The sequence below is a fragment of the Novosphingobium sp. 18050 genome (genome assembly GCF_902706195.1).
Taxonomy (GTDB): domain Bacteria; phylum Pseudomonadota; class Alphaproteobacteria; order Sphingomonadales; family Sphingomonadaceae; genus Novosphingobium.
Genome location: NZ_CACSJO010000007.1, coordinates 113,020 through 125,742, shown reverse-complemented (window position 1 = coordinate 125,742; position 12,723 = coordinate 113,020). Strand labels below are relative to the sequence as shown.

Annotated in this window: 9 protein-coding genes; 5 read left to right on the top strand and 4 right to left on the bottom strand. The window is 61.5% G+C overall.

Annotation, left to right across the window (positions count from 1 at the left end; all coding sequences use genetic code 11):
- Positions 1–214: 214 nt before the first annotated feature.
- From GVL61_RS24760 to GVL61_RS09670, 3 genes are all read right to left on the bottom strand, one after another.
- On the bottom strand, positions 215–385 hold the full coding sequence (locus tag GVL61_RS24760) for a DUF6771 family protein (RefSeq protein ID WP_200844698.1): 171 nt from the start codon (positions 383–385) through the stop codon (positions 215–217).
- A 242-nt stretch (positions 386–627) separates the two neighbouring features.
- Positions 628–1,935 carry a diguanylate cyclase gene (locus GVL61_RS09675; protein ID WP_159979391.1) on the bottom strand — a complete coding sequence of 436 codons (1,308 nt, stop codon included), beginning with the start codon at positions 1,933–1,935 and terminating at the stop codon, positions 628–630.
- The gene (locus GVL61_RS09670; RefSeq protein WP_159979389.1) at positions 1,932–2,732 is read right to left on the bottom strand and encodes an alpha/beta fold hydrolase; all 801 of its coding nucleotides are present in this window, start codon (positions 2,730–2,732) and stop codon (positions 1,932–1,934) included. The genes GVL61_RS09675 and GVL61_RS09670 overlap by 4 nt, the downstream gene beginning before the upstream one ends.
- A 366-nt stretch (positions 2,733–3,098) precedes the next feature.
- Here GVL61_RS09670 and GVL61_RS09665 point away from each other — a divergent pair, with 366 nt between their 5' ends.
- The 3 genes from GVL61_RS09665 (at position 3,099) to GVL61_RS09655 (ending at position 9,027) form a co-directional block, all read left to right on the top strand.
- Positions 3,099–4,163 (top strand): MucR family transcriptional regulator, encoded by a 1,065-nt coding sequence (locus GVL61_RS09665; RefSeq protein WP_159979387.1) that lies wholly within the window; start codon positions 3,099–3,101, stop codon positions 4,161–4,163.
- Between the two features lie 477 nt (positions 4,164–4,640).
- On the top strand, positions 4,641–5,864 hold the full coding sequence (locus tag GVL61_RS09660; RefSeq protein WP_159979385.1) for a CaiB/BaiF CoA-transferase family protein: 1,224 nt from the start codon (positions 4,641–4,643) through the stop codon (positions 5,862–5,864).
- A 589-nt stretch (positions 5,865–6,453) separates the two neighbouring features.
- A complete protein-coding gene (locus GVL61_RS09655) occupies positions 6,454–9,027 on the top strand; it encodes a TonB-dependent receptor (RefSeq protein ID WP_159979383.1) in 2,574 nt (857 codons plus the stop codon).
- 195 nt (positions 9,028–9,222) lie between these two features.
- Here the strand turns inward: GVL61_RS09655 and GVL61_RS09650 are convergent, their stop codons facing one another.
- Positions 9,223–10,224, bottom strand: a complete 1,002-nt coding sequence (locus tag GVL61_RS09650) for a FadR/GntR family transcriptional regulator (protein ID WP_159979381.1) — start codon at positions 10,222–10,224, stop codon at positions 9,223–9,225.
- Positions 10,225–10,605: 381 nt separating this feature from the next.
- On the opposite strand from GVL61_RS09650, the gene GVL61_RS09645 reads away from it, so the two are divergent.
- On the top strand, positions 10,606–11,424 hold the full coding sequence (locus tag GVL61_RS09645) for an SDR family NAD(P)-dependent oxidoreductase (protein WP_159979379.1): 819 nt from the start codon (positions 10,606–10,608) through the stop codon (positions 11,422–11,424).
- On the top strand, positions 11,421–12,707 hold the full coding sequence (locus GVL61_RS09640; RefSeq protein ID WP_159979377.1) for a sulfotransferase: 1,287 nt from the start codon (positions 11,421–11,423) through the stop codon (positions 12,705–12,707). The genes GVL61_RS09645 and GVL61_RS09640 overlap by 4 nt, the downstream gene beginning before the upstream one ends.
- The last annotated feature ends 16 nt before the right edge of the window (positions 12,708–12,723 follow it).

Here is a 12,723-nt window from a genome sequence, read left to right as displayed (position 1 = left end):
CGTGACCCTTCGGCGGCACCGTCGATCCCGCCGGCTGCGATAGGGTCTCGACTTTGTCAGCAAGGCACTGTCGGCCCGGGAGTCATGAGCTATCGCTTGCGGGGAGGATTACGGGGTATCCGCGACGCTCGAGCTGAGTTGCGCGTGCCTGCGGCGCCGGCAACGACGCGCCTAGTGTCCAAGGTACCTTTCGGCAGAAGGGCCGATCAGACGATCAGCTCGCCTGAGGCGCATTAACCTCGTCGAGCGCGGCGGCGATCATTGCGGCAAGGGTTTCTTCTGCGCGGACCCGAATTGCCGCGTCTTTGGATTCCAGATCGTGCCGCACCCAATGTGGTGTTCGTTCGATTACGTGCAAAACAGTGCCGGTTAGCGTCTCGTTCATTTCCATAAATCTCCCTGTTCGACGTCACGTCCGCGATGTCACGATGTCGCCATTCACAATGGCGCTTGGCGGACCAAAAAAAAGCCGGCCACATGGGCCGGCTATGAAAAGTTTTGGGAGAGGATGCCTGAAAGGCCCCGTTTTCCTGCCGACCACCGCCGTGCAACGCAAGCGCGTGTGACGCACGGCCGGCTGCCTCCGATGCAACTGCAGCTGTCGAACTTTGTGCCGTTTGGCGCCCGCTAGGCGATGGTGACGCGATTTCTTCCGTTTTGCTTTGCGCGGTACAGGGCGGCGTCGGCGCTCTCTATAAGGCTTTCCAGGACTTCGCCGCTAGTTGCGCTCATCATTCTCGTTGTAGCCGCGCCGACACTTACGGACACCGTGATGGCGAGCTGGCCGATCAGCACCGGCGTGTAGGCGATTGCGTTCCGCAATCGCTCGGCAATCACGGCCGCTTCATGCTCCGTGGTGATGGTCAGCAGACCAATAAATTCTTCGCCTCCGAACCTGGCGAAGAGATCCCCGTCGCGCAGGACATCGCTGCATCGTCCTGCCACTGCCTTCAGCACCGCGTCACCCACCGGATGGCCATGGGTGTCGTTGATCTGCTTGAAGTGGTCCACATCCACCATCAACAGGGCAACAGTGTGTTCAGCGGCCACTGCGGCCGTCAGGATTTGCGCCGCTTGCTCCTCGAAGTGACGCCGGTTCGGCAACCCGGTCAACGGATCCGACTGGGCCAGACCCCGCAGTTTGGCCGCGATCCGCAGCTCTGCGGTGACATCGGTGAACAGCCAGATCCGCCCATGCTGCCCGTCGCCGCTCACGGGATGGGTGTCTACTTCGTATGTCCTCTCGCCAAGAACCCAGTGCTGAGTGGCAGCATAGTGAACATTGCCAACCTGCGCCGCATAAGCGGTCTCCAGTTCGGCATGATTGGCGCAGCGTTCCCGCAGCGCGCGCATGGGAGCGGCTAGCTCACTGGAGCGGTGAGATCCCGGTCGACATGCGAGCAGTGCGGCCGCACGCTCGTTGATCATGGCGCTTTGTCCGTCGCCGTCGAACAGGACGATGCCCGACGGGACGCTTTCCAGGAGATCGTTGAACTGGTCGCGCATGGCGACTTGCCTCACCGCTTCGCGCCGAGCGGCGAGGGTGCTGGCGACACTGCTGGCCAGCAGCCGCACGTGCTCGATCAGAGGTGCAGGAGAGGGCGCCCGCGTCCACAAGAGCAGTAAGCCGCTCCGGGGCGCATGCTCGACCGGCGCCGGCACGAACAAGAGGCTCGTCGGCATTTCAGGCAAAGCATGGACCACAGCCGTGGGAAGCCGATACTTGTTTGCAGCGTCAGGGATGGCGGACCACTCGATATCGAACAGGCCGCTTCGCGTAAGATTGAAACTGCTGAAGTCATGAGGCGGAGAAGAGGCGACAGGGGAGGCGCGGCCAGCATCATCGACCTCCAGCGCCATGACCAGATCAGCTTCGCATGCCACCCTCGCGAAGCCGCACAGCTCATACAGGGCCTCGTTCGGCGAAGGGGTCACGATACGAGCCCTGCCAATCTTTGCTCAAGAATGCGACGAACTTCATTCGGCGCGGTGATGTGTGGAAGGTGACCAGAGGCGTCGATAACGTCCAGCGTTGCGTTCGGCATCGCGGCTGCGAGCCATTCCCCCACCTGAAGCGGGACGGCGACGTCGGCAGCGGTCTGGATCAAATGCACGGGCGTAGGTACGCGGCGGGCAGTATTGCGCATATCGGATCCAAAGATGGTCCGCGAGGTGTTCAGGGCAATGTCCGGCCGCATCTGGAACAGGGTGCGGGAGAAATCGGCAACCGCCTCGCTGTCGTCGACACCGACCACCATCGGCGCAAAGCCGGCGACCCATGCCTGGAAGTTGGCGGCCATGCTCGCGAATAGCTGGTCAAGGCCCTCCTGTTCGAACCCGCCAAGATAGCCGTCGTCGTTCAGGTATCTCGGCGAGGCGCCGATCATCACCAGGCGAGAAAACAACTCGGGGCGAGCGCACGCAGCGGCGGCGCCGATCATGCTGCTCATCGAATGGCCGATATAGACGCAGCCTTGCACTCCGAGCTCATCGATGAGTTCGATCAGGTCGTCAGCATATCCGAACATAGATCCGTGCCGGTCGAAGTCGTAGCTTTCAGCGCCGCCAGGTCCGCATCCCGCGAGATCGAACGAGATGACGTCGAACCGCTCCTTGACCCAGGGCCGCAAGGCGAACCATGCGTCCTGGTCGGTACCAAAGCCATGCGACAAGATCGCCGCCGTCCGGCCGGCACCACTGCGTCGGCCATGCAATTTAGCGAAACAGCTCACGCATTTTCCATCGGAAGTTTGTCTTCGGGGAAACCCGTAAGCCAGATAAGGTTAAAGCTTCAACTGCGATCGCACATGTTCCGTTATCAGGACCACGAAAACTCTTCGGATTTGGCGTTTCGCGATGCCGACTTTTCCAGCGCTGGCTCATCTCCGTTGAGTGGTCTGAATGTTTGATGCCGCAACGCCGCAGACTGCACTGCCGAGCACAGGAATAGTACATTGCTTGAACGAACGTCGACCATTGGCTCGAATAGTCGGCTTCCGGGACCTTTTGCGCTTGATCTGACTTCTTAACACAGCGATGTGACTATCGTGTCTATCCAGGCCAGTAACCTTCCCCGCGCGCAACGAGAGACTCTATCGATGGCTGAAACCGAAAACCAGACTGACGTTGCCGCGCTGACCGTGCAATTGCTGAGCGCCTATCTCGCCAACAACTCGGTTGCTTCGGAGGATCTGGCGGGACTTATTCGTACCACCCGCGCTGCGCTGGTCGAAGATACCGCGCCCGTTGCTGCCGAACCCGAGGCACCGACGTATACCCCGGCTGTCTCCGTGCGTAAAAGCCTGGCATCACCCGATCACATCATCAGCCTGCTTGACGGAAAGCCCTACAAGACGCTGAAGCGGCATCTTTCCGCGAACGGGCTTACGCCAGACCAGTACCGCGAGCGTTTCGGCCTCCCTGCCAGCTATCCGATGGTGGCGCCCAGCTTCGCGGCGCAGCGCCGCGAAGCTGGGCGGATCGGCCTCGGTAGAAAACGCTCTGCGGAAGCCGCGCCGGTGGCCGAGGTCGATGATGCTTCGGATACGGTCAATACACCTGCGAATGACGAAGCACCTGCCAAGCCGCGGCGGGGCCGCCCGGCCGGCAAGCGCGCGGCCGCAAAGGCGAGCGCCGGCGCTGGTACAGGTGCGAAGGCGCCAGGACGTAAGCCAAAAGGCTCGGCGAAAGCCGGTGCTTCGGAAGTGGCGGATACCGATCCGGCCGAAGCGCAAGTGACCGAGACGAACGCATCCTCGGCGCCCACCAAGGCTTCGAAGCGGCCCGCGACGGCGAAAGGCACCAATGCGGTGCGCAAGACCGCTGCGAAGACGAATGTTGCCACGAAGCCGCGCGCTGCCGATTCAGCCAAGGCCACTGAAACAGTCACCGATGAGGTGACCTCCGACGAGGCGCCGGCAGCGGCTCCCAAGCGGCGCGGTAAGGTCGGTCTGTTTGGTAAGGCGGCCGGGCAGGGCGGAGCATCGGAGCCGATCGAAGCCGGAGCGCCTGTCTCGAAGGACTTGGATGCCACCGATGGACCGGCGGGCGAAGCGGAGGCGGATCTCAAAGCACCGAAGAAGCCAGCGGCTAAAAAGCGCATGGCGCGGACGCCGAAGTCCACGGCCTCGAAACCCACCACGGTCGAGGCGGCAGGCGAATAATTGTTCGTCGCGGGCGGCGGGGCCTTCGCTTCGCCGCCTGCGATACTCTCAAGCCGCGGGTGACTTGAAGCAGGACGTTGACCGTGAAAGTCGCGGCGGGAACTAGTTCTGGCAAAACTAGTCGCTCAACAACTTACCGTGAACGGCCGATGGTCCTATTTCAGGTCGATGAATGAAGAGCCGGAATCGGGCATCCGATTTGGGCGCGGGAACGTCCGAAATCAGGGCGGAGGTCCTGAAAAAGGCAAAGCGCCTAGGAGGGCGCAGCCATCCAGGAATTCCCTCCGGCCGCCGAAAACAAAGCGACACTTCGCCGCCTGGACGCAGGATCGAGCTCGGGAGCAGGAAAAGACGTTTGTCCCTAAAGATCAAGTCGGGTCTCGCACATCGTGGCAAAGTGACAGGCGTCACCAGCCGAAACGTGCATTGACAGGTGATATAACACGGGTGCCAAAGGTGCCCATTCTGGGGGCAGGTATGACGAAGGTGATGCAGGGCATTCGAGTGCTGGAAGTGGCCCAGCATACCTTCGTGCCGGCCGCCGGCGCCATTCTCGCAGACTGGGGAGCGGATGTCGTCAAGATCGAGCACCCGATGCGTGGAGATGCGATGCGCGGCCTCGTCACGCTCGGCGGGCAAAGGGTCAATCCACAGCGCAATACGCTGATGGAGCATCCGAACCGTGGGAAGCGAAGCGTGGGCGTCGACATCTCTACGCCTGAAGGACAGGAGCTTATCTACGAGTTTGCAAAAACGGCTGATGTTTTCCTCACCAATTACCTGCCCCAGCTGCGAAGGAAGCTGAAGATCGATGTCGAACACCTGCGAGCGGCCAACCCCGACATCATCTATGCACGCGGCAGTGCGTACGGAGACAAGGGCCCGGAGCGGGAAACCGGCGGTTTTGACGGGACAGCCTTCTGGACGCGAAGCGGGGTCGGATATTCGATGAGCCCGGCGGCCCTGGAAGGACCTCTTTCTCAGGGTATTCCTGCGTTCGGAGACTCCACCGGAGGAATGAACATCGCCGGCGGAATCGCCGCCGCACTGTTTCACCGCTCTCGCACCGGAGAGGCGATCGAAGTGGATGTCTCGCTGCTGAGCACGGCATGGTGGTCTGCCGGCACCGCTGTCGATCAGTTCATGGAAACGGGCCAGGTTACCCGCGTTGGCATGCCCCGGTCCGGTTCCAATCCTGGCAACCCCTTCATGGGCAATTTCAGGACTTCGGACGGCGGCACGATCAATCTGTGCGTGTTGATACCGGGGCCGCATATCCGCGACGTGTTCCGACACCTTGGAGTCCCGGAAACGGCAGACGACAGCCGATTTTCCACCGTGCAGGCGCTGATGGAAAACTGGGAGGCCGCCAGCGAGATCATCGTGCGGCAGTTCGCGGAAAAGCCCTTTGTGTACTGGCGCGAGCACCTCAAGACGATGACCGGGCAATGGGCGCCCTTCCAGAGCCTCCTCGACCTTAGCAACGACGAGCAGGCATTGGCCAACGACATGGTGATCGAGGTCGAAGCGTCAGACGGCGAGCCCCTGCGTCTGGTTCGCGGGCCCGTCCAGTTCAATCATGCTCCGGTCGAAACGACGCGCGCTCCGCAGGCCTCGGAACATACTGAGTTGTTTCTGATGGAAATGGGCATCGAATGGGATCGCATCGAAGCGTTGAAGGCCGCGAACGTGATTGCATGATCGAGGGATCGCGTGTCGGCGCTGAATGCGCTGATAGGAGGCTAATCGGAGCGGGCGACAGCGCCGCAGCGAGGCGGTTGATGAGTAGCGCCCGCCTGTAGCTCCTAATGCCTTGGGCACGGAGCCGGAGGCGATCGACATATTCGGCCAGTCTAGGCCCAATCTATCCGCGCGTGCTTCACGTTTTCGGCTCCGGTCCGGCGGCCGCGATGGTAGATAGCGTGTTGGTCCGCACCCCTTTTCAGGAACGAGCGCGGATCAACCGATCTCCGCTCTTGGGCCGGTGGCTTCGAGGCGAGCTCCCGCCGATGCGGGCAGGAAGCGAAAAGCGACCTAGTCGTACCGTGCATTGCGCACTGCAGCCTTGGAAACTCTCTGAGCCTGCCAATTTTAGATTAGAGCGCCCTGAAATCGCCACAGCGCTTTGACCTAAGCTCAATTTTAGAAGTAACAGGACCCTTAATGGGTCATGCCTCGACCGCGCAAGCAGGGGGAGGGCGGCCCGAAGAGGAAAACGCGCTCCACGATCGCTCGGGGGGCGGGCAATCATCGGTGAGCGTGGTCTGCGTCTCGCTCGAAGGGAGAGAAAATGAAAAAGACCGCGCTGGTGCTCCTGGCATCCACCACGCTTGCGACGATCCCGCTGCAAGCGGCTTTCGCTCAGGAACAAGGCGAGGACGTAAACGCCGGATCTTCTTCCGCAGGCGACATTATCGTCACCGCCCGCCGCGTCGAGGAACGTCTTCAGGATGTGCCGATTTCGATGACGGTGTACAATCAGAAGGCGCTTGATCGGCAGAACGTGTTCTCCGCCAAGGATCTTGCGACCTACACGCCGTCTCTCACGGCAAATTCGCGGTACGGCGCTGATTTCGCATCGTTCGCCATCCGCGGTTTCACCCAGGAGGCGCGCACCACGACCTCGGTTGGCGTCTATTTCGCGGACGCGGTCGTGCCGCGTTCCTCGCCTTTGAGTGCATCGGGTGACGGCGCGGGTCCGGGCCATCTTTTCGATCTGCAAAGCGTTCAGGTCCTTAAGGGGCCACAAGGAACCCTGTTCGGGCGCAACACAACCGGCGGTGCAGTCGTGCTGGTCCCCAACCGCCCGACGTACGAATTCGAGGGTTATATCGAGGCGTCTGCCGGCAACTACGACATGAAGCGCGTGCAGGCGGTGCTCAACCTTCCCGTTAGCGAGAGCTTCCGGCTACGATTCGGGGTCGATACCCAGGAGCGGGACGGTTATCTGCGCAACATCTCGGGAGTCGGTCCACGCGACTTCGCGGACGTCGGGTATGTCGCCGCTCGGGTGAGCGCGGTCGCTGACCTTTCGGACAGTGTGGAGAACTACACGGTCATCTCCTACACCCGCTCCAGCACCAATGGCGCTGCTTCGAAAACCACCGATTGCTATGCAAGCAATGCCGCAGGCGTCTCCACCACGGGACCCAACGGGTACAGCTGCCAGCAGATCCAGCGCGATCGTGATGCCGGTGATCTCACAGTGACCAACGCGCTGCCATGGGCATACCAGAAGCTGGAAACCTGGCAGATCGTGAATTCGCTGAAGTGGCAGGTCAGCGACAACCTCACGATCAAGAACATCAACAGCTACGGTCAGATCATCCAGGACCAGGCAATCGACCTGTTCGGGGTGTGGGTTCCGCTCGGCAACACGCTGCGGGTCCCCACAAGCACCGCGCCTTATTTCAGGACCGTCAACGTGCCGAGCCAATATGTCGGAAAGGGCTGGGGCAGCGACACCTCGATCAGCCCGCCGGGCCTTCACAGCGGACAGCAGGAGACGTTCACGCAAGAGCTGCAGTTCCAGGGCACCAACTTCGGCAGCAACCTGACGTGGCAGGCGGGCCTCTACTATGAGCGCAGCCTTCCGCTCGGATGGGCAGGCTCGCAGAGCATGAACGGGGTCCTTTGCGACAGCGAAGCCGAATGGGCGGTATTCGCCTGCACAGACGCATCGGCAGTCACCGGCGCGGCGACAGCCACCGGGAGCAGGAACTTCAATGTCGGCCGCGTGGCTTTCCGCAACATGGCCGCATACGCGCAGGGTAGTTATAAGCTGACCTCCGCCCTGACGCTCGATGCAGGCGTCCGCTACACTTGGGATAAGACGACAGGCAGTTCCACCAACATGGTGGCCTCCTATGCGGCGGCCACGGGCTGGAATACCCCGACGTTCAACTGCACCAACCCCGCCCTGACGTACGGCGGCTCACCCGAGACGTGCCTCGAGCGCTATAGCCAGAACTCGAAGGCGCCGACATGGATGATCGGACTAAACTACAAGATCATGCCGGACATCATGGTTTATGCGAAGTATGCACGGGGGTACCGGCAGGGCTCGGTCAGCCCGCTCGCTGCGGTTGGTTTCAAGACTTACGAACCTGAGCGCGTCGATGTCTTTGAGGGCGGGATCAAGACGAGCTGGCACGGGTCCATGCCTGGCAGTTTCAATCTTTCCGGGTTCTATAACGACTTCCAGGACATGCAGCTGCAGGTTTCGTTTGTGGATACGAACGGCATTGCGCCAAACCTGCCCTCGGGGCCGGCGGTGGTCAACGCTGGCAAGGCTCGGATTTGGGGCCTTGAAGCGGAAGCCTCGATCTCTCCCTTCGAAGGGCTCACCCTTCAGGCCAGCTACGCTTATCTCAACACGAAGTTGCTCGACTTCATTGCGCCGGATCTCTCGACGCAACCGGTTGGCGGTTACAACCTGGTGGCAAGCACTCCGGTAGAGGGTAGCCGCCTCCAGTTCACGCCGGACCACAAGCTTTCGGTTACGGCCAACTACACGCTTCCGCTTCCCGACTCGGTGGGCCAGGTCAGCCTGGGTGCGACTTATGTCTATACCGGATCGGTCTTTTACGGCAGCGATGGTGCCCTGCCGAACCGCGTCTATAGTGTCTTCGCCCCCTCGGATCCCAACTACGATACGCAGGTCGCGCCGAGCTATGATCTCGTCAACTTTAACTTGAACTGGGAAAAGCCTTTCGCTGCCCCCGTAGATCTCCAGGTCTTCGTGACAAACGCGTTCGACAAGCGGTACTACGAGGCACGCAGCCTCTCAGGCTCACGTGGCTTCACGTCGCGGTACTACGGCGATCCGCGTATGTATGGCGCAAGAGTGCGCTACACGTTCTGAGCGCCAGACCGTAGCAAGTGACACGGGCCGGAGCGGCATAGCCGCTTCGGCCCGAATCTTTTTACTGGCGCGGTGCCAGTCCTGGAAATGACTTTGCAGTCGTGTCGGTCCTGAAACTAGGCGTGCAATTTGGGATCAAAAGCACGTATCCCCGCCGTGCCGATGGCGGCAGACGCCCCTTGGGGTTTTTGGGAACTACCGAGCGGGGGACAACGATCCGGGAGGCAGAGGCGGCCACACGAATCTGGCGCGCAGCTGCGACACGGACTCGCGGGCGCGAGCAACCTCGTCCTCGGCATAGATGTCGAGGACGGCTGCAAGTACCCGGTTGTGCTCGGCCCTAAGTTCCCGGCTTGCCAATTCATTGTTCCCGGCCCGCAAGGCGGCCAGAAATTGTTTCAGCGCTGCGTGGTCGGCGAGCGCGCCTGCAAGCCACGCTCGCTGGACAAAACGGCGCGTTATCGAGGCGCCGAGGCGAACCTGCCAGAGCTGCCCGATCATAAGACTGAGAACCTCGTTTTGGCTGGCTTTCGCGAGGGCAATATGGAATTTTGCCAGACCGCTGTGCCAGGCTTCGAAGTTACCATCCGTGTGGCAAGCCGCCTCTAGGTTTTCCGCTAGCGCGTCCAGCAGCGTCTTTTCGATCCTATCGGCGGCGTGGACCAGCGCCGAACATTCCAACGTCGACAGGGTGTCGAGAACTTCGAAGGCGGGAGCGTGCGAAACGTGGCTGCCGAGGTCGACATCGACGTCGATGACATAAGTGCCCGATCCTACCCGCGTCTCGACTACGCCAAGGAGGTCGAGCGCGTGCAGGGCTTCGCGAATAATAGGTCGGCTGACCCCCATAGCCAGGGCGAGAATACGTTCCGCCGGCAAGCGCGCTCCGCGCTCGTACCTCCCATCGCGAAGATCCTGCATCAGAGCGTGCATCACCGATCGCGAGAGGCGGCCGGGTTCCTTGCCGTATGCGCCATTGACGATTGCGGCCGTCATGCGTCGTCGCTGCATCGATAGCGCAACCGATCGGACATCCGCTTCGCTGCTTTGAAAAATACCCGGTCCGACCGTGAGGTCGGGCCGGGCAGTCTGGGAGAAGACGGTTCGCCGTCTAATGCGACGGGCAGACAAGGTCTCGATCCGGGCAGCTCGAGCATTTGAAGCGGAGGCCGGCGTTGATGCATCATTGATCGCCACCCTCTAGCTTCTCGTATAAAGGACACTGTATCTCTAAACTGGCCTTCGGACAATAGGGGTGTGATATGATTTTGCTTGGCTCGCATCGAATGAGAGCGCCAGCCGATCCTCTACGATACGCAGCGGCACGCCGATGGTTGAATGTCATTTTCGGGCCTGATCCCCTCCAACTCGATCGTCTCTGCGATCATCTGCAATTTGCCTGGCTTGCCTTGCCGCCAGCCAAGCGCCGCCGCCTGTTTTGAGCCCACGCCGCCAAATGCGGCGGCAGAACCGGACTGATGCGGCGCTTGACATATATAAAGGATACTGTTTGTAGTCTTTTGGCCGAGGCGGTTTCGTCGTTCGGCCGATGAAAACAGATAGTGGAGTGGAGCGGCCATGGCTCGTCTACCGTGGGACTTGCAGGGGCGAGTCGTAGTGATTTCCGGCGGCAATGCCGGCATCGGCCTGGGCTTTGCCCGGGGTATTGCAAAGGCTGGCGGCGACCTGGTTATCTGGGGAAGGCGCCAGGATAAAAACGAGGTCGCGGCGGAAGAGCTGCGCGGTCTTGGCGCCAAGGTGCTCACTCAGGAAGTCGATGTTTCTGACGAGAACCGGGTCATCGAGGCTTTCGCGCACGCGGTCTCGACGATGGGTCGCGTGGACGGGGCTATCGCAAACGCCGGCCTGATGATGAACCAGGGCTGCTTCACCAACATGACTGGCGAAGCCTGGCACGCGCTTCTGTCGGTCAACCAGCACGGCGCTTTCTATCTCGCCCGTGAGGCGGCGCGCCATATGCGGGGCCGTGCCGAGGCGGGTGATGCGGGCGGGTCGATCCTGTTTTGTGCGAGCCTGTCGGCTGTCACGGGGTCGATCGGCATGCAGCACTACAACGCCTCGAAGGGCGCGATGGCGTCGCTTGCCCGGGGTATTGCCGTCGATCTCGGCAAGTACGGAATCCGGGCCAACACAGTCTGCCCGGGATACACCGAGAGCGAGACCGTAAAGGACCAGGGACCCGATTCGCCGCTGGGCTCGCAGGTGCGCGAGCGCTGCCCAATTCCGCGGTTCGGAACCCCAGAGGATTTCGAGGGGATAGGAGTCTACTTCATGAGCGACGCGTCGCGTTACCATACCGGAGACCTCGTGAAGGTCGATGGTGGCTGGATGGCCAATGCCGGTAAGCTCAATACCTCAGTGGAGCGCCGCGCATGAGCACGTCCGATATCACAACCGAGGTCAAGACCAAGGTCTTCCGCGTCGAGCAGTTCCGCGACCCGACACTTCCAGCCGAGCGCCGCGCCGAACTGGAAGCCGCCGAGGCCGAGCCGCTGGATATGACAGTCGAAGGCGTACTGGCCCAAGCGCAGGCTCAGACGGGCCTTTCGGACTTCGGGCCCGGCGATTTCACCGAGCGTCTGGGACTGTTGCTCGACGAGGTCGGGTCCAATCCCAACCTCTGGCGCTTTGCCAAGGCCAATTTCCGGTCCGCCTGCGTCAAACAGGTCGCGAACCGCCTGAAGAACAAGGCGTACCTCGATACGCATCCCGAGGTCGATCAGGAGGTCATCGACCGGCCCATCATCATTGTCGGCCTGCCACGCTCGGGAACCACCCATCTTGAAAACCTGATCGCTGCCGATCGCCGGCTACGACACCTTCCCGTCTACCTAGGGTCTGAGGCGGTGCTTGCGCCAGGCGAAACGCCCGGCCCGGACGGCGTCGATCCGCGCTGGGTGCGATCAACTGCTCACTGGGACCGGATGAAGCAGAACGCCATCATGGCCGCGATGCACGAGCATTCGCCGGACCATGCCTGCGGCGAGAACGAACTGCAGATGCCCGATTTCACCACTTACCAGTGGGAATGGATGGCGGAGGTGCCGCGCTGGCGGGACTATCTGCTCGGCCACGACCAGACGCCGCATTACGCCTATGGCAAGCGGATGCTCAAGGCCATCGCCCAGCAGTTTCCGTCGGACCGGCGCTGGATCCTCAAGGGCAACCAGCATTCCGAGCAAATTCCCGCGCTGATCGCCAACTATCCCGATGCCTATGTCGTCCAGATCCACCGCGATCCGCTGGCATTGCTGCAATCGGTGCTGACCATGCGGGGGCTATCCGTCCTCGCGCACCAGAAGCAGCCGGACATCCAGGCGCACGTTGCCTACTGGGTCGATCGCATCGAGCGTATGCTGCGCGCGTATCTGCGCGATATGGACTCCGTGCCCCAAGGCCAGCGTCTCGATATCTTGTTCGGCGACGTCATCGCCGATGATGTCGGGACCGCTCAAAAGGTGCTGGAGTTCGCGGGGCTTCCTTCGAGCGAGGACAGCATTGCGGACATGCGCGAATACATGGACAGCCATCCGCGCGGCAAGGACGGGCGAGTGGTCTACGACCTTGCCGGCGATTTCAACCTCGACATACCGGCGCTTCGGGAACGCTTCGCGTTCTACCTCGACCGCTTCCCGGTGAGGGTGGAAGTGAAGGCCTGAACAGCCCGGGCCGCCT